25 protein-coding genes are annotated in these 23,723 nt (G+C 63.5%); 11 read left to right on the forward strand and 14 right to left on the reverse strand.

Going from position 1 to position 23,723, the window contains the following annotated elements; all coding sequences use genetic code 11:
- The first annotated feature begins 14 nt into the window (after positions 1-14).
- A complete protein-coding gene (locus tag MJ8_RS16035; protein ID WP_201409869.1) occupies positions 15-542 on the forward strand; it encodes a gamma carbonic anhydrase family protein in 528 nt (175 codons plus the stop codon).
- 25 nt (positions 543-567) lie between these two features.
- Here MJ8_RS16035 and MJ8_RS16040 read toward each other — a convergent pair whose 3' ends face one another.
- From MJ8_RS16040 to MJ8_RS16055, 4 genes are all read right to left on the reverse strand, one after another.
- Complete coding sequence (locus MJ8_RS16040) at positions 568-1,119, reverse strand: ankyrin repeat domain-containing protein (RefSeq protein WP_201409870.1); 552 nt, start codon at positions 1,117-1,119, stop codon at positions 568-570.
- Between the two features lie 238 nt (positions 1,120-1,357).
- Positions 1,358-1,963: a transglutaminase-like cysteine peptidase gene (locus tag MJ8_RS16045; protein WP_201409871.1), complete on the reverse strand. Its 606-nt coding sequence runs from the start codon at positions 1,961-1,963 to the stop codon at positions 1,358-1,360.
- 235 nt (positions 1,964-2,198) lie between these two features.
- Positions 2,199-2,816: a PilZ domain-containing protein gene (locus tag MJ8_RS16050; protein ID WP_040999862.1), complete on the reverse strand. Its 618-nt coding sequence runs from the start codon at positions 2,814-2,816 to the stop codon at positions 2,199-2,201.
- Positions 2,817-2,991: 175 nt separating this feature from the next.
- Positions 2,992-3,630: a PAS domain-containing protein gene (locus tag MJ8_RS16055; protein WP_201409872.1), complete on the reverse strand. Its 639-nt coding sequence runs from the start codon at positions 3,628-3,630 to the stop codon at positions 2,992-2,994.
- A gap of 426 nt (positions 3,631-4,056) precedes the next feature.
- Here MJ8_RS16055 and MJ8_RS16060 point away from each other — a divergent pair, with 426 nt between their 5' ends.
- A complete protein-coding gene (locus MJ8_RS16060; RefSeq protein WP_201409873.1) occupies positions 4,057-4,794 on the forward strand; it encodes a rhomboid family intramembrane serine protease in 738 nt (245 codons plus the stop codon).
- A gap of 290 nt (positions 4,795-5,084) precedes the next feature.
- Complete coding sequence (locus MJ8_RS16065) at positions 5,085-5,516, forward strand: CBS domain-containing protein (protein WP_201409874.1); 432 nt, start codon at positions 5,085-5,087, stop codon at positions 5,514-5,516.
- A 157-nt stretch (positions 5,517-5,673) separates the two neighbouring features.
- Here MJ8_RS16065 and MJ8_RS16070 read toward each other — a convergent pair whose 3' ends face one another.
- Positions 5,674-5,931, reverse strand: a complete 258-nt coding sequence (locus MJ8_RS16070) for a YjhX family toxin (RefSeq protein WP_127305754.1) — start codon at positions 5,929-5,931, stop codon at positions 5,674-5,676.
- A gap of 285 nt (positions 5,932-6,216) precedes the next feature.
- On the opposite strand from MJ8_RS16070, the gene gatB reads away from it, so the two are divergent.
- The 3 genes from gatB (at position 6,217) to MJ8_RS16085 (ending at position 9,032) form a co-directional block, all read left to right on the forward strand.
- Complete coding sequence (gene gatB / locus MJ8_RS16075) at positions 6,217-7,719, forward strand: Asp-tRNA(Asn)/Glu-tRNA(Gln) amidotransferase subunit GatB (protein ID WP_201409875.1); 1,503 nt, start codon at positions 6,217-6,219, stop codon at positions 7,717-7,719.
- Positions 7,720-7,721: 2 nt separating this feature from the next.
- Entirely contained in the window at positions 7,722-8,210 is a 489-nt protein-coding gene (locus MJ8_RS16080) for a GNAT family N-acetyltransferase (RefSeq protein ID WP_201409876.1), read from the forward strand.
- 123 nt (positions 8,211-8,333) lie between these two features.
- Positions 8,334-9,032, forward strand: coding sequence for an AIM24 family protein (locus tag MJ8_RS16085; protein ID WP_201409877.1), 699 nt, complete (start codon positions 8,334-8,336; stop codon positions 9,030-9,032).
- A gap of 156 nt (positions 9,033-9,188) precedes the next feature.
- On the opposite strand, the gene panC is transcribed toward MJ8_RS16085, so the two are convergent.
- Positions 9,189-10,040: a pantoate--beta-alanine ligase gene (panC, locus tag MJ8_RS16090; RefSeq protein WP_201409878.1), complete on the reverse strand. Its 852-nt coding sequence runs from the start codon at positions 10,038-10,040 to the stop codon at positions 9,189-9,191.
- Positions 10,037-10,873, reverse strand: coding sequence for a 3-methyl-2-oxobutanoate hydroxymethyltransferase (panB, locus tag MJ8_RS16095; protein WP_201409879.1), 837 nt, complete (start codon positions 10,871-10,873; stop codon positions 10,037-10,039). The genes panC and panB overlap by 4 nt, the downstream gene beginning before the upstream one ends.
- 324 nt (positions 10,874-11,197) lie before the next feature.
- Between panB and MJ8_RS16100 the strand changes: the two genes are divergently transcribed.
- The 3 genes from MJ8_RS16100 to MJ8_RS16110 all read left to right on the forward strand — a co-directional run bounded on the left by MJ8_RS16100 (position 11,198) and on the right by MJ8_RS16110 (position 12,801).
- Positions 11,198-11,596: an NADH:ubiquinone oxidoreductase subunit NDUFA12 gene (locus MJ8_RS16100; RefSeq protein ID WP_201409880.1), complete on the forward strand. Its 399-nt coding sequence runs from the start codon at positions 11,198-11,200 to the stop codon at positions 11,594-11,596.
- A 127-nt stretch (positions 11,597-11,723) separates the two neighbouring features.
- Positions 11,724-12,356, forward strand: a complete 633-nt coding sequence (locus tag MJ8_RS16105) for a DUF2155 domain-containing protein (RefSeq protein WP_225247946.1) — start codon at positions 11,724-11,726, stop codon at positions 12,354-12,356.
- 61 nt (positions 12,357-12,417) lie between these two features.
- Entirely contained in the window at positions 12,418-12,801 is a 384-nt protein-coding gene (locus tag MJ8_RS16110; protein WP_201409881.1) for a hypothetical protein, read from the forward strand.
- 8 nt (positions 12,802-12,809) lie between these two features.
- On the opposite strand, the gene aat is transcribed toward MJ8_RS16110, so the two are convergent.
- From aat to MJ8_RS16140, 6 genes are all read right to left on the reverse strand, one after another.
- Positions 12,810-13,427, reverse strand: a complete 618-nt coding sequence (gene aat / locus MJ8_RS16115) for a leucyl/phenylalanyl-tRNA--protein transferase (protein WP_201409882.1) — start codon at positions 13,425-13,427, stop codon at positions 12,810-12,812.
- A gap of 12 nt (positions 13,428-13,439) precedes the next feature.
- On the reverse strand, positions 13,440-14,783 hold the full coding sequence (accC, locus tag MJ8_RS16120; protein WP_201409883.1) for an acetyl-CoA carboxylase biotin carboxylase subunit: 1,344 nt from the start codon (positions 14,781-14,783) through the stop codon (positions 13,440-13,442).
- A gap of 13 nt (positions 14,784-14,796) precedes the next feature.
- Positions 14,797-15,264: an acetyl-CoA carboxylase biotin carboxyl carrier protein gene (accB, locus tag MJ8_RS16125; RefSeq protein ID WP_201409884.1), complete on the reverse strand. Its 468-nt coding sequence runs from the start codon at positions 15,262-15,264 to the stop codon at positions 14,797-14,799.
- A gap of 26 nt (positions 15,265-15,290) precedes the next feature.
- Positions 15,291-15,725, reverse strand: a complete 435-nt coding sequence (aroQ, locus tag MJ8_RS16130; RefSeq protein ID WP_201409885.1) for a type II 3-dehydroquinate dehydratase — start codon at positions 15,723-15,725, stop codon at positions 15,291-15,293.
- A 131-nt stretch (positions 15,726-15,856) separates the two neighbouring features.
- Entirely contained in the window at positions 15,857-16,684 is an 828-nt protein-coding gene (locus MJ8_RS16135; RefSeq protein ID WP_201409886.1) for a DsbA family protein, read from the reverse strand.
- A gap of 61 nt (positions 16,685-16,745) precedes the next feature.
- Positions 16,746-18,158: a M48 family metalloprotease gene (locus MJ8_RS16140; RefSeq protein WP_201409887.1), complete on the reverse strand. Its 1,413-nt coding sequence runs from the start codon at positions 18,156-18,158 to the stop codon at positions 16,746-16,748.
- Positions 18,159-18,343: 185 nt separating this feature from the next.
- On the opposite strand from MJ8_RS16140, the gene MJ8_RS16145 reads away from it, so the two are divergent.
- On the forward strand, positions 18,344-19,492 hold the full coding sequence (locus MJ8_RS16145) for a pyridoxal phosphate-dependent aminotransferase (RefSeq protein ID WP_201409888.1): 1,149 nt from the start codon (positions 18,344-18,346) through the stop codon (positions 19,490-19,492).
- A gap of 5 nt (positions 19,493-19,497) precedes the next feature.
- Positions 19,498-20,427: a glutaminase gene (locus MJ8_RS16150; protein WP_201409889.1), complete on the forward strand. Its 930-nt coding sequence runs from the start codon at positions 19,498-19,500 to the stop codon at positions 20,425-20,427.
- Positions 20,428-20,745: 318 nt separating this feature from the next.
- Here MJ8_RS16150 and MJ8_RS16155 read toward each other — a convergent pair whose 3' ends face one another.
- Positions 20,746-23,709, reverse strand: a complete 2,964-nt coding sequence (locus tag MJ8_RS16155; RefSeq protein ID WP_201409890.1) for an Rne/Rng family ribonuclease — start codon at positions 23,707-23,709, stop codon at positions 20,746-20,748.
- Positions 23,710-23,723: the final 14 nt, after the last annotated feature.

The raw sequence follows: 23,723 nt of genomic DNA on the forward strand, positions 1-23,723 counted from the left end.
TTCGGAGACGAACAATGCCGGTCTATGCGATCGATGGGAAAGCGCCTGAATTCGAGGACGCCGATACGAACTGGATTGCGCCGGACGCCACGCTGATCGGCAATATCCGGATAGGCCGCAATGTCGGCTTCTGGTTCGGCGTTGCCATCCGCGGCGATGGCGAACCCATCACGATCGGCGCCGACACCAATGTGCAGGAACATACGATCATGCACACCGATCCGGGCTTTCCGCTGACCATCGGCGAAGGCTGCACGATCGGCCACAGGGCGCTGCTGCATGGCTGCACGATCGGCGACAACAGCCTGATCGGCATGGGCGCCATCGTGCTGAACGGCGCCAGGATCGGCAACAATTCGCTGGTCGGTGCCGGAGCGCTGGTCACGGAAAACAAGGTTTTTCCGGACAATTCGCTGATCGTCGGCTCGCCCGCCAAGGTGATAAGGACGCTGGACGAAGCGGCGATCGAGCGGCTGCGTGTCTCGGCCGCCCACTATGTGGCCAATGCCAAACGCTTCAAGGCCAAGCTGAAGGCCGTGTGACGGCGGCGGCCCGTTTCGCCCTCCGTCATAGGCGTCGGTTGTTCAGCGCTTCACGCAACAGAAGGACGCCGGCTTCGAAGCCGGCCTGCTCGGCGCCTTCCAGTGCCGTCTCATAGTCGTCGATGCGGGTTCTCAGTGACGGGTCCGCGCCCGCCAGCAGCAGGAGACGGATCGCCTCGGCGTCGCGCCGGGACACCGCATAGTGCAGCGGCGTCCAGTCGTTCACGCCGCGCATATCCGGATCGGCGCCGTGCTCGAGCAGGATATGGAGGACATCCAGCCGGTCCGGCCGTTCCGTGGACAACGCGGCAATGAGCGAAGGAAAGCCGGCCAGATCTTCATAGTTCGGATTGGAGCCGGCATCGAGAAGCGCGGCGATCAGCGCGGCTGGGCTCCAATAGATCGCATATTCGAGCGGATGACCAAGGCCGAGCTCGAACGGCATCCGCTCATCGAACCAGCGCGTCGAGCCGCCCAGCGCCTTGCCGAGCCCCTCGAAGTCACCCGCCTTGAAGGCGCCGTCTATAGCCATGAACAGCCGGTGTCTGGCGCCGCGATCCTCAGGGACTTCCAGCATCGCCTTCATCCGCAATGGACAGCCTATATTGCCCCCTTCCGGCTCGCTCGGAAAGGGCAGTCCCAGCCCCCAATGGTCTACCTCGACGCGCAGCCGGAAATGGTGGAGCCGGCCCCGGGGACAGGGGCCGGCTCCTAAAACCCGGTCGTTGGGGACGGGGAGGGTGGGGACTCGACCGGGCTTTCTTCCTGGGCACGCCGCTGCGCGTAACCGCGCCGTACCCGATCGCTTTGGCGCCTTAGCGGACGCTGGCGACCGCGTCCTCGCGGCCGTCGTTGATCGTCACCCAAACGCCCGAGTTCTCCGTCGATTGACGCTTGAGATAGGTATAGACCGTGTCGTTCCAGGCGAGCACTTTCGGTTCGAGATTGTCGAGGATGAATTCGCCGAGGCTGGTGCGCACCGTCAGCACGGCATGACCGTCGCCATTCGGCTGGCGCACCACCGTCATCAACAGATCGCCGGCCGGCACGCCGACGGCCATCAGCTCGCGGCGCTTCTCCAGTGCGTAGTCCTCGCAGTCGCCATAGCCGTTGTCGGGATAGGCCCAGTATTCCTCGACGCCGTAGATTTCCATATCGGTGCGCGGCTTGACGCGGATGTTGACCGAATTGTTGATGTTGACGATCGTCGCCCACAGCTTGCGCGTCAGCTCGACCGGCGGACCTTTCGGCGTCCGCTGGTTGCATTCGACCGGAATGCGCTGGCAGAAATCATAGTGGCCGACTGGCTGGGTGGTGCGGCCACCCGTATGCATGAAAGCCGGTCCCGCGCTTGCCGTGCCCCACGCGGAAAGCTGCATCGCCATTGCCAAGAGCAACAGCTTGCCCCTCGTCATTTTCATTCTTGTAGTCTCCCCGTTTGAGGAGACTGTGCCACGTTGGGATTTATTTGACGCAAAAACCCGAAGTAGATATTGAGTAAAACGCCAGTAGAATAAACATAAAATTTGAACTATCGCGCTCGTAAGCTATTCAGATTTTCAAGGCTCCGACGCCCGCGGGTGGCCTGCTTCCGGGGCAAAACCAGGCAACAAAAAACCGGCCGCAAAGGGCCGGTTCGCTTACGGCGAGCTTATGTCAGGAACGCGGCGCGTTGAATTCCTGGTCGAGCGTTTCCGGCCGCTGGATGACCGCGAACTCTATGGCGACGCCGTCCTCGAAATGGCGCACCACCTGGCCGCGCATCGTGCCCAGCATGACTTGGACGCCGATGGCCGGCTTGACGTCGATCTCGATCGCCGCGCCCGAGAGCGACAGGTCGATGATGCGGCACTGGTACTGGCGCCCGTCGGTGAGCTGCAGGACGCTCATCGGATTGCGCGGCGCCACGCGCTCGTGGCGGCGGTCCTCGGGGAGGTCGAGCTCATGCTTGTTGGCAAGCCAGGTGAGCTGCGCGGCAAGCTTGTCCTTCTTGCGGTCGGAGGCGATGACGGTCATGGCGAAACCATCCTGCGACGTGCGCGTCACGATCCCTTCGACACGGCCGATATGGTCGATATAGGCGATGACCTTCTCGCCCGGCTTGCCGATGCGGTCGGTGCGCAACGCTACGTTGCCCGGCGACATATCGATCACCTGGCACGGATGTTCGGTGCGGTCTTCCAGCATGAAACGTCCGTAGATCTTGACGCGGACGCGCTGGAAATTGCGCCGCTCAGCTCGTGACGGCGCATATTCTACCGCCGCTGACCTCATGACTGCCTACACCCCGTTGGCATTCCGCGCGACGATGCGAGGAATTTCGCTCAAAAAAACTACAGCAAAGCAGGTTAACAAACGGGAAAAATCGGCCGCAAAAGCCTGGGCCTGGAGGTCCGCACGACGCGGAAAAATTAACCGTGAGGGAAGGACAAATCCCGCACGGCCGGGCTCACTCGTGACGCCCGCCGTCAAGGACGACGAGATGGCGGATGCGGCGCACGCGACCGAGCGCGGAAATGGTCTCCGGCGTATCGAATTCGGTCGGAACGAGCGAGGGGACGTCGATCGCCGGACGGTTCTTCAGGAACATCGGCTCCTTGTCGGGGTCTATCACCCGGATGGTATCGATGAGCGCGTCGGCGATCGGATCGGCGCCAAGCCAGAAGGGCTTATCGGCGGTGCTGATGATGCCGAGGCAGCGCTGGTTCTCCGCACCGCCGTCCAGCGGCAGCGACAGGAGCTCGAACTTGTTGGAGCGGCCGTTGCGGCTGAACCCCTCATAGGTCGTCAGCAGGACCGACTTCTGATCGAAAACGCCTTGCATCAGCCGCGACATCAACCGCTGGTCCTTCTCGCGCCAGAGCGACGGAAAGGAGAAGCCTTTGAGCTCCCGGCCGTAATAGGCGCAGAGCCTTGTGCCCGCGAGCCGGAACACCGCTTCGCCGCGCGTGTCGCGCTCGAGGATGAAGGTATCGGCCAGAAGCGACTTGATGTCGGCCGGCTCTACCTCCGATCGCTTCGGGGCGAGGCGGCCGTCACGCAGCTGGTTCCAATATTGGAACAGCGCGATCGATCCTTTTTCTTTCATGTCCATTCCGCTCCGCACAACCTGTCTTTTGATGTCCCATCGGCGAACAGACAGGGCGCCCTCCGATGACCTTCATGCGGTGCGGAGCAGGATGCGTGCCAGTATCGTTAACGTTTGTTCACGCCTCGGGGTCGTTAAGGTTAACAAATGGTTTACATTGCGGGCCGCTGACGCCTGTGGCACACCGAAACCACTCCAAAAACGGTCGTTCTCGCAGCGATCGGCAGCACTTCAGTCACGAGTTTATGGGGAGCAGGGGACTCGACCGGCCGTTCAGGGAACTCCTGGACGGCCTTCTTTTTGATTCGTGCCTGTTCCGATTCGCTCTTTTGCTGCGCTTTCGCTGTGGCGAATAGCCGTTTGTGATTCGAAAGGGCGTGATCTACATGCTCGTCGAAACCCCGAGTCCCGGACCTGCAAGGGTGCATGAGCGAGCCCGTAAGCCCTACTGAAAACGAACCTTTGCCGGACGAGGCATCCGAGCCGCCGCGCCGCGAACCCGTGTTCAACCTGCCGCCTGCCGTGCTGGCGGTGATCGGCATCTGTGTGGCTGTCCATCTGGTGCGCGTCTATCTGCTGACCGACGACCAGGATTTTGCCCTGCTCGTTCGAGCAGCCTTCGTCCCGATTCGCTACTCCGGGCGCTACGATCTTGATTTCTATGCTTTTTCGAGCCCCTTCACCTATGCTTTCCTGCATGGCGGCGTGGCGCACCTGTTGATCAACATGATCTGGCTTGCCGCCTTTGGTTCGCCTTTGGCCAATCGATTTGGCACGCTGCGCTTCGCCGTGTTCTTCGCAGTAACGAGCCTCGCTTCGGTGGCGTTCTTCTGGGCGCTGCATCCGCTTGGCGAGGTGCCGCTGGTCGGTGCGTCGGGCGCGATCTCCGGCATGATGGGCGCGGCGGCGCGCTATGGCTTCCGCGTCGACCGTTCGTCCGGCAGGGCGGCCTTCGCCGGCGAGCCCCTGTCGATCATGGCGGTGTTGCGCTCGCGCGGCGTCATGACCTTTCTGGGCGTCTGGATGGTCATAAATCTTGCCACGGGCCTGCTCGGCTTCGCGCCGGGAATAGAAGGCCAGATCGCCTGGGAAGCGCATATCGGCGGCTTCGTCGCCGGCTTTTTCGGATTGCGCTTCTTCGACCGCCCGCAGGCTGCCGCCTAGGGCATGATCCCGAACAGTGGGAGCCGGCTTTCGGAGAAGATCATGCTCCAATAAGGGGATAGATCAGGATGGCGATTCAACGAGACGCCATCCTGATCTAGTCCTTAGGCGCACTTGAAATGCAACCGATCACGGCGCACGATGTTGCCATGCATGTCGCCCAAAAGTGCGTAGCGGTTTTGGGAAAACGACATGCATCAAGACTGTAAGCACCCAGTGTCTTCCAGAGGGCGCCGGGGCTGAAGAGCCGGTCGGGGCGGGAGCCGGCGTCAAAGGCAGTGGAGGACGCCATGACGGTTAAGGCAATTCTTGAAAGCAAGGGCCATGACGTGTTCACGCTCGGGCCCAATGAGAAACTCAGCGAGGCCATCCGCATGCTGGCCGAGCACAGGATCGGCGCGCTCGTCATCACCAATGGCGACCGAAAGATCGTCGGCATCCTCTCGGAGCGCGATATCGTCAGGGTCTTGGCCAAGGAGGGCGCCGCCGCGCTCGACATCGCCGTGCGCTCGGCAATGACTCCGAAGGTCAAGATCTGCAACGAAAACCACACCGTCAACGAGGTCATGGAGATCATGACGAGAGGCCGCTTCCGCCATCTGCCGGTGGAGAAAAATGGCCTGCTCGACGGCATCGTCTCCATCGGCGACGTGGTCAAGCGCCGCATCGAGGATGTCGAGCGCGAGGCCGAGGAGATCAGGGCCTACATCGCCACCGCTTAATGCATGTCGCCCAGAAGTGTACGCGGTTCTTGGACAACGACATGCATCAAAACAAAGACGTAAAGCGCGTCGCCTGAATCCGGTTCAGTGCGATGCGCTTTTAACGGCGGGGCGAGGAAACCGCCGACTGTTTCCAGCCGGCGGTTTGTGACGCGTCCTACCGATTGTCGAGTTCGGCGCGGACGAGCTGGAGCCCGCGCCGGGTGATGCGGTAAGGGCCGCCATCCGTCGAGGAAACCGCCTTCTTGCGCCTCAGCTTCCGAAAGAGTTCCAGGTCGAAACCCGGATAGCGCCAGCCGTCGCGGGTCAGGCACTGGACCGAGGCGATCTTTCTGCTCTCGTTCTTTTCGATTTCGATACGCCCGCCCTGCGCGAGCAGGTGCAGGATGCGCTGTTCGTTGCGCGAAATGTCCATTGGAGAGTTCCCGGGAAAAACAACAAAAGCCGCCGCCGCGAGACATCGCGGCACGGGGTTTTCACGTTTTTCTGCCCTGCCTCGGCTACGAGGTCAGGGCTTCACCGGGACTGAGCGTAAGTGGACATCCACTCTCCATTGGAATGGGTGTCTTCTTAGGCGAAAGCGCAGGAAAAGGCCAGCGGACGGCTTTGCGCTTGTCTCGCAGGGCCGTTTGCACTAGCGAAGTTGCAAACCGAGATATGCGTTTGCGCATATTTGCGAATTCTAGATACGCAGGCCCCCATGAGCATCATCGACACCCGCACCCCCGACGCAAAACGTCTTATCCCCGGCGCCACCGGCGACTGGGAGATCATCATCGGGCTCGAGGTGCATGCGCAAGTGATCTCCGAAGCGAAGCTGTTCTCCGGCGCCTCAACCTCGTTCGGCGCAGCGCCCAACGCCAATGTCAGCCTGGTCGACGCCGCGATGCCGGGCATGCTGCCGGTCATCAACGAGGAATGCGTCAAGCAGGCGATCCGCACCGGGCTTGGCCTCAAGGCCGCGATCAACCACAAGTCGGTTTTCGACCGGAAGAACTATTTCTATCCGGACCTGCCGCAGGGCTACCAGATATCGCAGTTCAAGCAGCCGATCGTCGGCGAGGGCAAGGTCATCGTCTCCGTCGGGCCCGACCGCCAGGGCGAGTTCGAGGATATCGAGGTTGGCATCGAGCGCCTGCACCTGGAGCAGGATGCCGGCAAGTCGATGCACGACCAGCACCCGACCATGTCCTATGTCGACCTCAACCGCTCCGGCGTGGCGCTGATGGAGATCGTCTCCAAGCCCGATATCCGTTCGGCCGACGAAGCCAAGGCCTATGTCACCAAGCTGCGCACCATCATGCGCTATCTCGGCACGTGCGACGGCAACATGGACGAAGGCTCGCTGCGCGCCGACGTCAACGTCTCGGTGCGTCGTCCCGGCGGCGCCTTCGGCACGCGCTGCGAGATCAAGAACGTCAACTCGATCCGCTTCATCGGCCAGGCGATCGAATCCGAAGCGCGCCGGCAGATTGCCATCCTCGAGGATGGCGGCAAGATCGATCAGGAGACACGGCTATTCGACCCGGTGAAGGGCGAGACGCGTTCCTTGCGCTCCAAGGAAGAGGCACATGACTACCGCTATTTCCCCGATCCGGACCTTCTGCCGCTGGAGTTCGATCAGGCCTATGTCGATGCGCTCGCCAAGGATCTGCCGGAGCTGCCCGATGACAAGAAGGCGCGCCTGATCTCGTCGCTGGGCCTCTCGGCCTACGACGCCTCGGTGCTGGTCTCGGAAAAGCCGATCGCCGACTATTTCGAGAAGGTGGCGGCCGGGCGCGACGGCAAGCTAGCCGCCAACTGGGTCATCAACGACCTGTTAGGCGCTCTCAACAAGGCCGGCAAGGATATTGAAAACGCTCCGGTTTCGCCTGAGCAGCTCGGCGCCGTGATCGACCTGATCAAGGAAGGCACCATCTCCGGCAAGATCGCCAAGGATTTGTTCGAGATCGTCTGGAACGAGGGCGGCGACCCGCGCCAGCTCGTCGAGAGCCGTGGCATGAAGCAGGTCACCGACACCGGCGCCATCGAAAAGGCGGTCGACGAGGTCATCGCAGCCAACCCGGACAAGGCCGAGCAGGCGCGCGCCAAGCCAACCATGGCCGGCTGGTTCGTCGGCCAGGTGATGAAGGCGACCGGCGGCAAGGCCAACCCGCAGGCGGTCAACGACCTTGTCAAGGCCAAGCTCGGCATCGAGGCCTAGGGATGTTCGTGCGGACGGCGAGCGAACGTGATCTCGCAGCTGTCCGTGCGTTGCTGGTCGAGACGTGGCACGCGACTTATGACGCCATCTATGGCGCCAGGCGGGTAACGGAAATCACGGACGATTGGCATTCGATCGCCTCGCTCAAGGCGCGGCTCACGCGCCCGAATTCCGAGTTCCTGGTCGCGGATGATGGCAAGCGGCTCGGCGGCATGGCGTTCGCCGCCGCCACCACCGACCCGAAGATCGTTCTGTTGAACCAGCTCTATGTGCATCCGGCCTGCCAGCGGCAGGGCATCGGCCAGTCGCTGCTCGATGAAGTGGAAGCCAGTTTTCCGGAGATGGACATACTGCGCCTCGAAGTCGAGGAAGCAAATGCCGCGGCGATCGCCTTCTACGAGGCGAACGGGTTTCGCCCGGCCGGCAGGACCGCCGATTGCGGCGGCAATTCGGGATTGCCGGCACTCATCATGGAGAAGCGGCTCGGCTAGACCGGCGAGCCTCATTCATCGCGCGGTTTTGATTTGATCGCGCCGATCCGCGCGATCAAGGCTGCTCTTCGCCGGTTCACGCCCTCCACCGGGTAGGAGCGTCGCCGGCGACTGGGGATTGCCATGCCGAGCCTGCCTGAACTTATGCCGACCGAAGTGTCGGACGAGACGTTTGGCGGCGTGACCTATCACATCGCCGGCGAACTGGTGCCGGTGCTGTCGGTCGACGTGACCAACATGCCAGTCTATTTCGAGCACCACATCCTGCTCTGGAAGAACACCAGCATCACCATCGGCTTGAAGTCTCTGAAGGGCGCGCTGAAGCGCATGATCGCCGGCATGCAGATCTTCGTCACCGAGGCATCAGGGCCGGGGGTCATCGCCTTCAGCCGCGACGGACCCGGCCATATCGTGCCGATACATCTTCGGCGCGGCGAGGAGATCCAGGTGCGCGAGCATCAGTTCCTCGCCGCCACCGCCAGCGTCGACTACTCTTTCGAGCGGGTGCGCGGCCTGGGAACGATGCTGTTCGGCCAGAGCGGCTTCTTCATCGACCGTTTCCGCGGCGAGACCGGCGACGGCATCGTCTGGCTGCATGGCTACGGCAACGTCTTCGAGAAAGTGCTGGCGCCCGGCGAGACCATCGATGTCGAACCGGGCGGCTGGCTGTTCAAGGACGCCTCGGTGAGGATGGACACGAGGATCGACAAGCTTTCCAGCGGCTTCTTCGGCGCCGCAATGAACTTCGTCCTCAACCGCTTCACCGGTCCCGGCCGCGTCGGCATCCAGTCGATGTACCTGCATATGCCGTCGGAAGAGTAGCGTCACTAGAGCATGTCTCCCGAAAGTGGGAACCGGTTTTCGGAGAAAGATCATGCTCCAACAAAGAGTTGGATTGTGAGCGCGATTCAATGAAACGCCATCACGATCCAAGCGCTGCGGCGGCAGCTCGCGATCAGCCGCTCTGACCGCGGACGCTCAGGCGGACGGAATCGCCACATTGTCGATAAGCCGGGTAGTGCCGAGCCAGGCCGCTGCGAGCAGGCGGCCGTCATGACCCCGCTGCCAGGGGCCGAGCGTGACGCTCGCGCCGGCGGCGACGTAGTCGACCTTTTGGAAGCCGGCTGAGACAAGCGCCTTTGCGGCCTCTTCGGTGGCGCCGGCCTCATCCGCTCCGGCTGCGAGCGCCGCCGCCGTACGGCGCAGGACCATGTTGAGCTTGCGCGCGATCTGGAGCTCGGCCTCGCCGAGATAGGCATTGCGCGACGACATGGCGAGGCCATAGGCGTCGCGCACCGTCGGCGCGCCGATGATCTCGACCGGCAGGTCGAGATCACGGCAGAGCTGCCTGACGACGCAAAGCTGCTGGTAGTCCTTCTCGCCGAACACGGCGCAATCGGGCGCTGCCTGCAGGAACAGCTTGGCCACCACGGTCGCGACGCCGTCGAAGAAACTCGGCCTGAAGTCCGTTTCGAGACCACGGGAGGGGCCGCCGACCGAGATCTTGGTGGCGAAGCCGGCGGGATACATTTCGCCCAGGCCTGGCGTGAAGGCGAGATGCGCGCCTGCTTCCCGCAACCGGTCGAGGTCGCGCGCCAGCTGGCGCGGGTATTTGTCGAGATCCTCGGTCGGCGCGAATTGCGTCGGATTGACGAAGATCGAGACGACGCAGCGCTCGGCCCGTTCTAGCGCGATCCTGACCAATGAGATGTGCCCGTCATGCAGCGCGCCCATCGTCGGCACCATGGCGACCTTCAGGCCGGCTTGCCGCCAGTCCCGGACCTGCGCCCGAAGGGCTGTAACGCTGTCGACAACGATTGGCGCGTTCATGTGTTGTCCTTGGCGGAGGCCGTCGTGAAGACGTGGTCGGGGCCGGGGAAGGTGCGGCTGCGCACCTCGGCGGCGTAGCGCGCCGCCGCATCCGCTATCACACCGCGCAAGTCCGCGTATTCCTTGATGAATTTCGGCACCCGGTCGACTGTCATTCCGACCATGTCGTCGACCACCAGAATCTGGCCATCGCAGTCGCCGCTCGCGCCGATACCGATGGTCGGTATGGAAACGTGGCGAGTAAGTTTGGCCGCCACCGCCTCCACTGTGCCTTCGATGACGACCGAGAAGGCGCCGGCTCTCTCCACCGCTTCGGCATCGCTGAGCAGGGCAGCGATGTTGTCCTGCGTTCGGCCCTTGATCTTATAGCCGCCGTCCTTCTCCACCGATTGCGGCTGCAGGCCGATATGGCCCATGACCGGTATTCCTTCGGCGACGATCGCCGCGATCCGGGAGGCCATGTCGACGCCGCCTTCGAGCTTCACGGCCTGGCAGCCCGTTTCCTCGACGATGCGCTTCGCCGCCGCCACGGCCCGCGCTGGCGAGGCCTCATAGCTGCCCGCCGGCATGTCGACCACCACGCAGGCCTTGGCCGAGCCGCGCATGACGGCCTGGCCGTGCGCGATCATCATCTCCAGCGAGGCGCCGAGCGTGGTAGCGTGGCCATGCAGGACCATGGCGACACTGTCGCCGACCAGCAGCAGGTCGACATGTGGATCGAGCAGGCGGGCGATGGGATAGGTATAGGCGGTGAGGCAGACGATCGGCACATCGCCCTTGCGGCGGCGAATGTCTTCGGCGCTGATCCGGCTGTCGGTCGGATCCCGGGTCAATCGTCACCTCCCTGGAGCATGATGCCGAAAAAGTGTGTATCGGTTTTCGGACGACATCATGCTCCATCTCTTTGATTTAGAGCCGGATGATTTCGGGTCGATTCGACCTGAAATCATGCGGCTCTGGGCGCCACCGAAACGGGGCGGGTCGAGCTTTAGAAAGACAGGCAAGGCTTGGCAAGCCGCGCTGCCGCGAGCGGAGCGGCTGCATCGATTTAACGCACGAAGCATTATGTTCCGGGCGCGGCAAAACCCTTGCCTTCGCGGTGGCGTGACGCCATAAGCAGGGGAAAGGCAGGAGCCGCTGCCGCCGCGAGGATCTGGATGAAAACTTTCCTGCTGCAGTTTTTCACCTGGTGGAACAGCCAGACACTCGGCACCCGCTTCCACACTTGGCGCTTCGGCAAGAAGGTCGGCGAGGACGAAGCGGGCAACGTCTATTACGAGGGCGGGGTCGATTCGGAAGGCCGCACCCGCCGTTGGGTGATCTATCGCGACTATTCGGAAGCCTCGAAGATCCCGCCCGGCTGGCATGGCTGGATCCACCACCGCGTCGACACCGCTCCGGTCAGCGAAAGCTACAAGCCGCGCGAATGGCAGAAGCCGCATCAGGCGAATCCGACCGGAACGCCGTCTGCCTACCGGCCGAAGGGTTCGATTCTGACCAACCAGCATCGTCCGCAGGTGACCGGCGACTACGACGCCTGGACGCCCGGATCATAATCCGCGTCGAAGACGCCGCTTCGGTCCTTTATCGCCACAATTGGCATTTAGCTGCTTGCTGACCGCGCAGCCATGACTAGCCTTGGGCGTTGAGAGAATCACCCGGGCGCAACCACCGGTATTTTGCATGAGCTCTTCTAAGCAATTCCAGGAAAGGTGCGCAGCGGTTTTCCGTCCGGAATTGCGCTCTTGGATTTCAGGCCAAACTTCAAAGGCGCTGATCGCGGCAGCGTCTCTTCTGGCTGCCTTCACGGCAGCCTTCGCCGCCGCGCAGGCGCCGGCCGCTGCGCCCGCGGCCGCCGATCGCATCACCAATGCGGTGGCCGAGTTCGCCGGCATCGACAAGATCACCGGCCGCATCATCACGTTCGACGTCTATATCGACGAGACCGTGCAGTTCGGCGCTTTGCAGGTGACGCCTCGCGTCTGCTACTCGCGGCCGGATACGGAGCAGCCGAAGACCGATTCCTTCGTCGAGGTCGACGAGATCACGCTCGACCGCAAGATCCGTCGCATCTTCACCGGCTGGATGTTTGCCGAAAGCCCCGGCCTCAACGCCGTCGAGCACGCCGTCTATGACGTCTGGCTCAAGGGTTGCAAGCAGAAGTCGGACGTGCCTCCGCCGACCGCGGCCAAGGCCGACACGGCCAAGCCGAAGGCCCAGGCCGCCAAGCCCAAGGCTTCGGCGCAGCCGGCCAACGCCGCGTCTGAGCCCGCTGACGCGGCGCCGGAGCCGGACGACACCACCAGCACCAACTGATCTCGGAACCTGCCCGTCCTTGAGCCGTTCCAAATCGGCGACAGGCGAGGAGAATTCCGCGATGACCACCAAGAAGCCGATCACCGCCAACAAGCAGGAGCTTCTCGATATAGAGAAGGGCTTCTGGTCGGGCGATTCCGCCTACTATGAAGCCAATGCCGACGTGGAGTGCCTGGTGGCGTTCCCCCAGATGGCACAGGCGATGACCAACGCCGATCTCGCCAAAACCGTCACCAAGCCTAACAGATGGCGCAACCTCGAAATCAAGTTGAAAGGCATGGTCGAGCCCGGCAGCGATATCGTCATGCTCACTTACGAGGCCCGGGCCACGCGAGAAAATGGCGAGCCCTATGCGGCGCTCGTCAGCACCGGCTATGTCCATCGCGCCGACGGTTGGAAGATGATGTTCCATGCGCAGACGCCGATCGAGGCAGCACAGGACTGATCCTCTCCTCAAGGATAAAAGACAGCATCGCCCTTCAGCGCCTCGGCGAGCATTTTCTCGTACTGGCCGCGCGGCACGTCGACAGCGCCGAAGCGCTTGAGGTGCTCGGTCGTGAACTGCGTGTCGAGCAACGCGAAGCCGCGCGCCTTCAGCCGTTCGACGAGATAGTAAAGGCAGGTTTTCGAGGCGTCGGTTTCCCTGGCGAACATGCTTTCGCCGAAGAACACGCGTCCGAGCGAGACACCGTAGAGGCCGCCGACCAGCCGGTCCGCGCGCCACGCCTCGACCGAATGGCAATGCCCTAGCCGAAAGAGCTCGACATAGGCTTCACGGATCGGCGCGTTGATCCAGGTCGAGCGGCGCTCCTCGCGCTTTTCGGCGCAGCCGTCGATCGTCGCCTCGAAATCGAAATCGTAGCGGATCTCGAACGGATGCTTGCGGATCGTCTTCTTGAGGCTGCGCGGCGTATGGAACCCATCCAGCGGAATGATGCCGCGCGTTTCCGGCCGCACCCAGAACACTTCCGGGTCGTTGGCGCTTTCGGCCATCGGAAAGACGCCGGAGGCATAAGCCCGAAGCAGCAGGTCGGTCGGAATGCGATAGCCTGGCGCGTAGGGGCGGGTCATCGCATCCCCGTGTTATTCACCTTTGGCCAGGTATTTTTCCAGCCAGTGGATGTCGTAATCGCCATTGGCGATGTCGGGGTTGCCGACAAGGTCGCGGAACAACGGCAGCGTCGTTTTGATGCCGTCGACGACGAACTCGTCGAGCGCGCGGCGCAGCCGCATCATGCATTCGACGCGATTGCGGCCATGCACGATCAGCTTGCCGATCAGGCTGTCATAGTAGGGCGGGATTTTGTAGCCGGAATAGACGCCGGAATCGACGCGGATGCCGAGGCCGCCCGGCGTATGGAAATGCGTGATCGTGCCGGGCGAGGGCGTGAAGGTTCGCGGGTCCTCGGCATTGATGCGGCACTCGATGGCGTGGCCGGTGAACTTGATGTCTTCCTGCCTGACCGAAAGCCCGCCCCCGGAAGCGACGCGGATCTGCTCGTGCACGAGGTCGATGCCGGTGATCGCCTCGGTCACCGGGTGCTCGACCTGCAGGCGCGTGTTCATCTCGATGAAATAGAACTCGCCATTCTCATAGAGGAATTCGATCGTGCCGGCGCCGGAATAGCCGAGATCGGCGATCGCCTTGGCGCATATGTCGCCGATGCGCGAACGTTCCTCGGCATTGAGCGCCGGCGAATTGGCTTCCTCCCAGACCTTCTGGTGGCGCCGCTGCAGCGAGCAGTCGCGCTCGCCGAAATGCACGCCGCGGCCGGCGCCGTCGCCAAACACCTGCACCTCGATATGGCGCGGCTTCTCCAGATATTTCTCGATGTACACGGCATCGTCGCCGAAGGCCGCTCCGGCTTCCGACTTGGCTGTCTGCAGCGCGACTTCGAGGTCCGCTTCGGTATGCGCCACCTTCATGCCACGGCCGCCGCCGCCGGCGGAGGCCTTGATGATCACCGGGTAGCCGATCTCGGCGGCGACGCGCTTGGCTTCCTTGTCGTCGCTGATCGCCCCGTCGGATCCGGGCACGACGGGGATGCCGAGACGCTTTGCCGTGCGCTTGGCCTCGATCTTGTCGCCCATGATGCGGATATGGTCGCCCGACGGGCCGATGAAGGTGATGTTGTGGGCCGCCAGGATATCGGCGAACTTGGCGTTCTCCGAAAGGAAGCCATAGCCCGGATGCACGGCGTCGGCGCCGGTGATCTCGCAGGCGGCGACGATCTGGTGGATATTGAGATAGCTTTCGCGCGAGGGCGGCGGGCCGATGCAGACGCTCTCGTCGGCAAGCCGCACATGCATGGCGTCGGAATCCGCGGTCGAATGGACCACCACCGTCTGAATACCGAGCTCCTTGCAGGCGCGCAGCACCCGGAGCGCGATTTCGCCGCGATTGGCGATGAGGATCTTTTGGAACATCTCTTGGCTGTTCCTACTCGAGGACCACCAGAGGCATCCCGTACTCGACCGGCTGGGCGTCCTCGATGAGGATCGCCGTCACCGTGCCGGCGCGCGGCGAGGGGATCTGGTTCATCGTCTTCATCGCTTCGATGATGAGCAGGGTCTGGCCTTCCTTTACCTTCTGGCCGATCTCGACGAATGGCTTGGCGTCGGGCGAGGGGGCCAGATAGGCAGTGCCAACCATCGGCGAGGGCACGGCGTTCTTCGACGGATCGGCAGGGGCCGCAGGGGCGGCCACGGCGGGCTGAGCCGCTGGAGCCGGAGCCGCGGTGATCGCCGGCATCGGCGCCGCTACCGCGTGGACGGCCTGCGACTGGCGCGATACGCGCACCTTGAGGTCGCCGAGCTCCACCTCGATCTCGGTCAGATTGGTGTCGTTCAGAATGCCCGCCAGGTCGCGGATCAGTTGCTGGTCAACACCGGTCTTTTTTATCGACATTTTCGAGCCTTCTGTTTGGGGGCCGGTCACAGGCGTGCCGCCAGTGCCTGCAGCGCGAGCGTGTAGCCGAGCGGCCCGAACCCGCAGATCATGCCGACAGCGACCGGCGCGACCATGGAGACGTGGCGGAAGGGCTCCCGCGCGTGGATGTTGGAAAGATGGACTTCCGCGACGGGCAGCGGCGCAACAGAGCGGATGGCGTCGTGGATGGCAATCGAGGTGTGGCTGTAGGCGCCGGGATTGATGACGATTCCGGAAGCCTTGTCGCCGGCTTCCTGGATCCAGTCGACCAGATCGCCCTCATGGTTGGACTGGCGAAAATCGATCTCGAGTCCGAGCGCGGCGGCTGCCGTCTTGCAGTCCTCCTCGATGGCTGCAAGCGTCTTGCCGCCATAAATTCCCGGCTCGCGTTTGCCGAGCGCATTGAGATTGGGACCGTTGAGGACGAAAATCGTTTTCAATATGGCGACCTTGTTCCACGCCGGCCCCGAGCCGGCGCACTGGCCTCTATAATGGGCATAGCCGCCCGCGAAAAGAGCGCAAGTGCGTTCTTGCGCTGTCCACAGCGGCCGGCTTCTGCATCCGCAAGCGCTTACAGCGCGCTCTTGGCCTGTTCGATCTTTTCCGCCAGAACCTGCTGGCCGAGCGCTCCGAAGATCACCTCGTTGCCGACCACGTAGGACGGCGTGCCGGTGATCGACAATTTCGTCGCGAGGTCATAGGTGCGCGAAAGCGTTTCGGTGATGCGCGGGTCCTTCATCTTCTCGCGCAGCGCCGCCTCGTCTGCGCCAAGGGACAGCGCCACCTTGATGGCTGTCGCTTCGGTGGCGCGGCCCTGGCCGCCGAGCAGCGCGGTGTGGAATTCGCCGTACTTCTCCGGATGCATCAGGTGGAACGCCATGGAGACGACGCTGGCCTTCTGCGAATCCGGGCTGAGGATCGGGAATTCCTTGAGCACGAAACGCAGGTCCGGGTCGGACTTGGTCAGCGCCTGCATGTCCTCGATGGCGCGTTTGCAGAAGCCGCAATTGTAATCGTAGAACTCGACGATCGTGACCTTGCCCTTCGGGTTGCCGACGACGCCGTCGAAGGTGGAGTTGAAGATTTCATCCTTGGAATTCTTGATGACGCCGAGCGCTGCAAGTCGCTGCTCCTCTTTCTGCTTGGCCTCGAGCGCGTCCTGCACCTCGAGCAGGACCTCCGGGTTCTTCAAGAGATAGTCGCGAATGATGCCCTCGACCTCCTTGCGATCGATCTTGGTATCGGCGGAGGCCTTTGTATCGATGGAGGACGTGACCTGCGCCATTTGCGCGGTGTCGGCCTTCGCGGTCTGGGGATTGCCCGCGACGAAGCCGAAGGCCAGCATGCCGAGCGCTATCGCCAGACCGCCAGCACTGCCAAGCAGGATTGCCTTGTTCATGATTGTCGATCCTTCTTGCCTATCCTGGTGCGCCTTTGGTCGCGGCCAACGCCCGGGAGGTTCATTTGAGTTTGTTCGATGGCGTGTAGTTTATAATATCCTGAGCGCGGACCCACCGGGGTTCGCCGCGCTTCAATTTCTGTTGAGCGCGCATGGCGAAGATCTTCGCGTTCTTGTAGTCGCCCGAATAGTAATGGCCCTCGGCGGTGGCGAGATCCGCGGCCGGAACGTCGCCGAGTTCGCCATAGGCCTGCGCCAGAAAGCGATAGGCGTCGGCATTTTCCTTGTCCCGTGCGATCCCATTGTTGAGCTGGGTCACCGCCTTCTGGATCGAATCAGGCGTTCCCACCGCCATCAGCGCCTGACCGAGCGACCCCAACAGCAGGCCGGAGTGCGCCGGATCGAGGCTCACCGCCTTGGCATAGGCGTCCGCCGCATCCTTCGGCTTGTTGATCTTCATCAGGATGTCGCCGCGCAACTCCTGGAAATACGGGTTCTTCGGCTGTTCCTTGATCAGTGCCGCCGTCTTGGTCAGAGCCGCGCCCGGATTGCCGTAGAGATAGGTCTGCTGCGCGTCGCCGTAGCGCGAGGCGAGGCTGGCCGGGTTCTTGCGCATCAGCCGAGCGACGGCTGCCTGGCCCTGCATGTAAGCGGCGATCTTGATGCGCATCATATCGTGCCGCTGCTGCAGGGCCGGCGGGTCGGCAACATTGACAAAGGGGCTCTGCTTGACGAGCACTTCGAGGTTGGCAATGCGCTCCTGCGGCATCGGGTGGCTGATCCGGTAGGGGTCGACCTGGGTGCCGGACAGCGACAGCGCGCTCTGGAAGCGGCCGAAGGTCTTCAGCATGCCCATGCCGGATTGGCCGGTAGCGTTGAGATAGGTGATCGCCGAACGGTCAGCGGTGATTTCTTCGGTGCGCTGATAGGCAAGAATCGAGCGCTGCGCCACCTCGCCGCCGCCGGCGGCGACGCCCATGCCGGCGCCTGCAAGGCCGCGGCTGTTGGTGGTGGCGCCGGCAACCATGGCGCCGGCGCCGAGGAGCGTGGCGATGATGGCCATGGTCTTGGCGCGGTCGAGCTGGTCGCGCAATTTCTGCTGGTGGCCGCCGGCGATATGGCCGGCCTCGTGCGCGATGACGCCGATGATCTCGTTCGGCGTCTCGGCGGTCACCAGCGCGCCGGTGTTGATGAACAGCCGCCGCCCGGTGACGAAGGCGTTGAAGCTCTGGTCGTTGACGAGCACGATGTCGATGCCGTCATTGGCGAGCCCCGCCGCCTTGAAGATCGGCCGGGCATAGTCGCGCACCAGCGCCTCGATCTCTGCGTCGCGCACCACCGGCACGCCTTGCGCGAAGGCGCTGACCGAGCTCGACACGGCAACGGCGGCGGCAAGCATCAGTGTCGCGAAACCGCGCGCGGTGCGGCTGAGAGAGGTCGATTTGCCAATCGATGGTCGGGGTCGGCTCAACATAGGTCCACTGGTAGACGAGCGGGCGAAGGATGAAAAGTCGGCGCCGGCAACTTCCTGCGCGCTTGTGATCCCCACATCAATCGGGCATTTGTGCGGCGCTGTCTCTTTAACTAGGGCAGTTCAAGGGCAAGTCTGCGCTGCTGGCGCACGGAATTCACCGAAATAGAGCAGTTGGAAGAGGTCAAATGGTCGTTTCGCATTCGCGTCGCGGAGAAGTCGAGCCATTCCACGCGATGGACATCCTGGCCGAAGCCAACCGGCTGAAGGCCACCGGAGTGCCCGTGGTGTCGATGGCCGTCGGCCAGCCGTCGGACCCCGCGCCGCTGGGCGTCCGCGACGCGGCGGCCGCGGCGCTCAGCCACGGCCGCATCGGCTACACCGACGCATTGGGCCTGGCCGACTTGCGCAAGGCGATCGCCGCGCATTATGGCGAGCACTACGGGATCGACATCGCGCCATCGCGCATAGCCGTCACGACCGGTTCGTCGGCCGCCTTCAACCTCGCTTTCCTGGCCATGTTCGATCCGGGCGACCGCGTCGCCATCGCCGCGCCCGGCTATCCGGCCTACCGCAACATCATGGCCGCGCTCGGCATCGAGATCGTCGAGATCGAGCTCGGCACGGACGCGTATCTGCACGCCGAGCATCTGAAGGCCGCGCATCGCGAGAAGCCGCTCAAGGGCGTGCTGTTCGCCAGTCCCGCCAATCCGACCGGCGCGGTGATTCCCGCGCAGGAACTTGCCGCACTGGTGAAGACGGCTGAGGAGCTCGGCATCGCCGTGATCTCGGACGAGATCTATCACCGGCTGGCCTACGCGGCGCCGGACGTCACCGCGCTGGCGCATGGCGCCGGCGTGACCGTGATCAACTCCTTCTCTAAATACTATTGCATGACCGGCTGGCGCATCGGCTGGATGGTGTTGCCGGAAGAACTGGTGCGGCCAGTCGAGCGCGTCGCGCAGAGCCTCTACATCTCGCCGCCGGAACTGTCGCAGATCGCAGCGATCGAGGCCTTCAAGGCGACGGAGGAGCTCGAAAAGGTGAAGGCGCGCTATGCCTGGAACCGCGACCTTCTGATGAAGCGACTGCCGGAGCTCGGCTTCGCGCTGGCAGCACCCATGGACGGCGCTTTCTACGCCTTCTGCGATGTAACCCGCCACACCAATGACAGCATGGCCTTTGCCCGAAAGATGCTGGCCGAGGCGCATGTCGCTGCGACGCCCGGCCGCGATTTCGACCCGCTGCAGGGCCACCGCACCATGCGCTTTTCCTATGCCGGCAGCCATGACGACATGGTCGAGGCGCTGGCGCGCATCGAACGCTGGCTGAAATAGAAGCCATGCCGGAACTCGACCAGGCACTTGCGGAAGTAGCCGCCGAAATGGCGGAGCGCAGCGATCGCGGCGAGGTGGCGACCTACATCCCGCAGCTCGGCAAGGTCGATCCGAAGAAATTCGGCATCGCCGCGGTGACCAATGACGGGCGGGTCCTTCTTGCCGGCGATGCCGATCAGCCCTTTTCGATCCAGAGCGTCTCGAAAGTCTTCACGCTTACGCTGGCGCTTGGCAAGGTGGGCGATGCGCTCTGGCATCGCGTCGGCCGCGAGCCGTCCGGCAATCCGTTCAATTCGATCGTCCAGCTCGAGCACGAGAAAGGCATCCCGCGCAATCCGTTCATCAATGCCGGGGCCATCGTCGTCTCCGACGTCCTGCTCGCCGGCCATCAACCGCGCGAGGCGATCGGCGAGATCCTGCGCTTCATCCAGTTCCTCGCCGACGACGAGACGATCATCATCGACCGCGAAGTCGCGGCATCCGAACGGGCTACCGGCTATCGCAACTTCGCTTTAGCCAACTACATGAAATCCTTTGGCAATCTCCATCACGAGCCGGAACTCGCGCTGGGTGTCTATTTCCACCATTGCGCGATCGCCATGAGCTGCCGCCAGCTTGCCATGGCCGGCCGGTTCCTGGCCAATGGCGGCAGGAACCCGGCGACGGGTCATTCCGTCGTCTCGGGCGAGCGGGCGCGCCGCATCGGCGCGCTGATGCTGACCTGCGGCCACTATGACGGCTCCGGCGATTTCGCCTTCCGCGTCGGCATTCCCGGCAAGAGCGGTGTCGGCGGCGGCATCCTCGGCATCGTGCCGGGGGTTGCTTCGCTGGCGGTGTGGTCGCCCGGCCTCAACGAGAACGGCAACTCCAAGCTTGGCTCCATCGCCTTGGAGAAGCTCGCCCGGCTGATGAATTGGTCGATCTTCGCGCCCTAGAAGCAATTGCAGGAAAAGTGCGCAGCGGTTGGGCTCGGCGGCTTCGCCGTAGGCGTCTGCCGCTCCAGCACTGCAGCAGCGCTCATGTGATAGGGAATGGATCCTCGAGTCTGCGCGCGTCGCATCGCTCATCGCTTCGCCCGTGGATGACGACCGATAGGCGTTTCGGCCAATCGCCAGGGCGCCACCTGCCAACGCAAACATAGCGGCCGGTCAAATCCCTGTGCCGGAGAACTAGGACCATTGGCCTGAAACGAAAAATCCCGCGCCGGACGCGGCGCGGGATCTGGAGAAATTCAGTCTAACGACCTGAAAAAGTTAGAAGAAACCCTTGCGCTGCCACCAGCCGGCGCGCTTCGGCTTGTCCTCGGCCTTGGCCTCGTCGGACACGTTCGAGGACACGACAGGAACGACCGGCGCGTCGATCGACTGCGGCTTGCGCCGCGTCGGATGCGCGTTGGCGGCAGGCTCCGCCTCGGCCGTCGCGGGAGCGGCAGCCGCCGGCTCCGGCTCGGGCTCGACAGCCACGGGCACGACCTGGGCTTCCGCCATAGGCTCCGACACCGTCTCGGCCACGGTTTCCTCGGTGGCCTTTTTGGCTCTGGAGCGGCGCGGCTTCTTCGGCTTTTCTGCCGTCTCGGCATCGTCATTGGCGGCGGCGGGAGCGGCAGGCTGCTCGGGCGCGGCCGCCACCACCGGCTCGCCGGCAGTTTCCTCACCTTCCGCCGCTTCGTCTTCAGTGTCGCCGACAGTCTCGCCGGCAGCGGCCTCCGAAGCTTCGTCCTCGCGGCGATTGCGCTTGCCGCCGCGCTTGCCGCGCCGACGCTTCTTGGCCAAGCCTTCCTCGGTTGTCGCCGCCACGGCCTCGCCGCCGGCGGTGACCTCCTGGGCTGCCTCTTCCGTTGCCTCGTCACCGGCTTCGCCGGCTTCCTCCGGCGCCGGAGCAGCAACGACTTCACCAGTGTGCTCGCGGTCGCGATCCCGGCCACCGCGCCGCCGGCGGCGCTTGCGGCGCCTGCGGCCTTCGCCTTCTTCGGAGCGCTGCTGGTGCTGGCCCTGCTGCTGAGGGTGGCGCGGCTGTTCGGCCTGTACCGAAACCTCTTCTTCCTCTTCCTCGACGACGATCTCGTCCTCGGGCTCCTCCGGCTCAGTATAGGCCGGCAGGCTGCGCACCTCGACAAAGCCCTCCGGCTTCTCGGCAATGGCGCCGCGGAAGATCGCGTAATGCTGGGTGCCGAGCGTCTCGTCGGCCTCGATCGTGATGGTGAGGCCGAAACGCGCTTCGAGATCCACCAGATTGGCGCGCTTGTGGTTGAGCACATAGAGCGCGGTCGCGGCCGGCGTGCGCACGATGATGTGGCTGCGAGAATCCTTGAGCAGGAATTCCTCGATCGCCCGCACCACCATCAGCGCCACGGAGGAATCGGAGCGCACATGGCCGGTGCCGCCGCAATGCGGGCAGGGCTTCATGGTCGATTCCAGCACGCTGGCGCGGATGCGCTGGCGCGACATCTCCATCAGGCCGAAATGCGAGATGCGCCCGACCTGGATACGCGCGCGGTCGTTCTTGAGGTGATCCTTCAGCCGCTTCTCGACCGCGCGGTTGTTGCGGTTCTCCTCCATGTCGATGAAGTCGATGACGATGAGGCCGGCAAGGTCGCGCAGCCTGAGCTGGCGGGCGACTTCCTCGGCCGCTTCCAGATTGGTGTGGAGCGCGGTCTCCTCGATCGAATGCTCCTTTGTGGAGCGGCCGGAGTTGACGTCGATCGAAACCAGCGCTTCGGTCTGGTTGATGATGATGTAGCCGCCGCTCTTCAGCGTCACCTGCGGCTGCAGCATGCGGTCGAGCTGCGCCTCGATGCCGTTGCGCACGAAGATCGGCGTGGTGTCACGGTAAGGCTGAACCACCTTGGCGTGGCTCGGCATCAGCATGCGCATGAAATCCTTGGCCTCGCGGTAGCCGTCCTCGCCGGAGACCAGGATCTCGTCGATATCCTTGTTGTAGAGGTCGCGCACCGAGCGCTTGATCAGGCTGCCTTCCTCATAGACCAGGGCAGGGGCCGTGGACTGCAGCGTAAGGTTGCGGACGTTCTCCCACAGCCGCATCAGATATTCGTAGTCGCGCTTGATCTCGGCCTTGGTGCGGCTTTCGCCGGCAGTGCGCAGGATCACGCCCATGCCTTGCGGCACTTCGAGGTCGGCGACGACCTCCTTGAGGCGCTTGCGGTCCTGCGCGTTGGTGATCTTGCGCGAGATGCCGCCGCCGCGCGCCGTGTTGGGCATCAGCACCGAATAGCGGCCGGCAAGCGAAAGGTAGGTGGTCAGCGCCGCGCCCTTGTTGCCGCGCTCTTCCTTGACAACCTGCACCAAAAGGATCTGGCGGCGCTTGATGACTTCCTGGATCTTGTACTGGCGACGCACCGGCTTGCGGCGGTTGCGGATCTCCTCGAGCGCGTCTTCGGCGCCGACCGATTCGACCTCGTGCTCGTCCGAATGCGAGGACGAGACATCCTCCAGCATGCCGCGATCATTGTCGCTCGCGGCGGCTTCGCCGCTCTGTTCGGGCTGGTCGGCTTGCGGGACGGCTTCGGAAATCACGTCCGCGTCGACGCTCGCTGCCATCGATGTGGGGCCGCCTTCGGACGGCTTGCCGTCTTCGTCGCCCACGGCATCGTCGGCTGCTACGGTGTCGCCGCCAGTCTCGGCGGCAGGCTCTTCAGCCGTTTCCGACGCGGCCTCGACGGCCTCGGAGACCGTTTCGGCCTTTTCAGCCTCTGCGGTCTCGACGCCGGCATCCTCGGCAGCGGTTTCCTCGGCTGCTACGGCCTCAGCAGGGCTTTCCCCGCTTTCCGGGGAGGCAGCGACCTCGGCCTCGTGCTTGTGCTCGCCGCGGTCGCGGTTCTTGCCGCCGCGACGCCGGTTCCGCCGGCCACCGCGATCGCGCGCCTGCTGCTCTTCGCCGTTCTCGGCTTCCTCGTCGTCTTCGTCCTCGGCCTCCTGCGCTTCGGCGCGCAGGAGAGCCTGACGGTCGGCGACCGGGATCTGGTAGTAATCGGGATGGATTTCACTGAAGGCGAGGAAACCGTGACGGTTGCCGCCATACTCGACAAAGGCTGCCTGGAGGGAAGGTTCGACGCGGGTTACGCGGGCGAGGTAGATGTTTCCTTTGAGCTGCTTCTTGTCCTGGGATTCAAAGTCGAATTCTTCGATGCGGTTACCGCGAACGACGACAACGCGTGTTTCCTCCGGGTGGGAGGCGTCTATCAGCATCTTGTTGGGCATTATTTTGTTTCCTG

The sequence above is a fragment of the Mesorhizobium sp. J8 genome, from assembly GCF_016591715.1.
Lineage (GTDB): Bacteria > Pseudomonadota > Alphaproteobacteria > Rhizobiales > Rhizobiaceae > Mesorhizobium.

What these genes read in the sequence shown, in the direction of transcription:
- MJ8_RS16065 (WP_201409874.1), top strand. Translation starts at nt 5,085, where the DNA reads ATGACGGTTAAGGCAATTCTTGAAAGCAAGGGCCATGACGTGTTCACG.
- MJ8_RS16135 (WP_201409886.1), bottom strand. Translation starts at nt 16,684, where the DNA reads ATGAACAAGGCAATCCTGCTTGGCAGTGCTGGCGGTCTGGCGATAGCG.
- MJ8_RS16145 (WP_201409888.1), top strand. Translation starts at nt 18,344, where the DNA reads ATGGTCGTTTCGCATTCGCGTCGCGGAGAAGTCGAGCCATTCCACGCG.
- MJ8_RS16035 (WP_201409869.1), top strand. Translation starts at nt 15, where the DNA reads ATGCCGGTCTATGCGATCGATGGGAAAGCGCCTGAATTCGAGGACGCC.
- gatB (WP_201409875.1), top strand. Translation starts at nt 6,217, where the DNA reads ATGAGCATCATCGACACCCGCACCCCCGACGCAAAACGTCTTATCCCC.
- MJ8_RS16070 (WP_127305754.1), bottom strand. Translation starts at nt 5,931, where the DNA reads ATGGACATTTCGCGCAACGAACAGCGCATCCTGCACCTGCTCGCGCAG.
- MJ8_RS16110 (WP_201409881.1), top strand. Translation starts at nt 12,418, where the DNA reads ATGACCACCAAGAAGCCGATCACCGCCAACAAGCAGGAGCTTCTCGAT.
- accC (WP_201409883.1), bottom strand. Translation starts at nt 14,783, where the DNA reads ATGTTCCAAAAGATCCTCATCGCCAATCGCGGCGAAATCGCGCTCCGG.
- aat (WP_201409882.1), bottom strand. Translation starts at nt 13,427, where the DNA reads ATGACCCGCCCCTACGCGCCAGGCTATCGCATTCCGACCGACCTGCTG.
- MJ8_RS16155 (WP_201409890.1), bottom strand. Translation starts at nt 23,709, where the DNA reads ATGCCCAACAAGATGCTGATAGACGCCTCCCACCCGGAGGAAACACGC.
- accB (WP_201409884.1), bottom strand. Translation starts at nt 15,264, where the DNA reads ATGTCGATAAAAAAGACCGGTGTTGACCAGCAACTGATCCGCGACCTG.
- MJ8_RS16140 (WP_201409887.1), bottom strand. Translation starts at nt 18,158, where the DNA reads ATGTTGAGCCGACCCCGACCATCGATTGGCAAATCGACCTCTCTCAGC.
- MJ8_RS16080 (WP_201409876.1), top strand. Translation starts at nt 7,722, where the DNA reads ATGTTCGTGCGGACGGCGAGCGAACGTGATCTCGCAGCTGTCCGTGCG.
- MJ8_RS16050 (WP_040999862.1), bottom strand. Translation starts at nt 2,816, where the DNA reads ATGAGGTCAGCGGCGGTAGAATATGCGCCGTCACGAGCTGAGCGGCGC.
- MJ8_RS16040 (WP_201409870.1), bottom strand. Translation starts at nt 1,119, where the DNA reads ATGCTGGAAGTCCCTGAGGATCGCGGCGCCAGACACCGGCTGTTCATG.
- MJ8_RS16150 (WP_201409889.1), top strand. Translation starts at nt 19,498, where the DNA reads ATGCCGGAACTCGACCAGGCACTTGCGGAAGTAGCCGCCGAAATGGCG.
- MJ8_RS16055 (WP_201409872.1), bottom strand. Translation starts at nt 3,630, where the DNA reads ATGAAAGAAAAAGGATCGATCGCGCTGTTCCAATATTGGAACCAGCTG.
- MJ8_RS16100 (WP_201409880.1), top strand. Translation starts at nt 11,198, where the DNA reads ATGAAAACTTTCCTGCTGCAGTTTTTCACCTGGTGGAACAGCCAGACA.
- MJ8_RS16045 (WP_201409871.1), bottom strand. Translation starts at nt 1,963, where the DNA reads ATGAAAATGACGAGGGGCAAGCTGTTGCTCTTGGCAATGGCGATGCAG.
- panC (WP_201409878.1), bottom strand. Translation starts at nt 10,040, where the DNA reads ATGAACGCGCCAATCGTTGTCGACAGCGTTACAGCCCTTCGGGCGCAG.
- MJ8_RS16105 (WP_225247946.1), top strand. Translation starts at nt 11,724, where the DNA reads ATGAGCTCTTCTAAGCAATTCCAGGAAAGGTGCGCAGCGGTTTTCCGT.
- MJ8_RS16060 (WP_201409873.1), top strand. Translation starts at nt 4,057, where the DNA reads ATGAGCGAGCCCGTAAGCCCTACTGAAAACGAACCTTTGCCGGACGAG.
- MJ8_RS16085 (WP_201409877.1), top strand. Translation starts at nt 8,334, where the DNA reads ATGCCGAGCCTGCCTGAACTTATGCCGACCGAAGTGTCGGACGAGACG.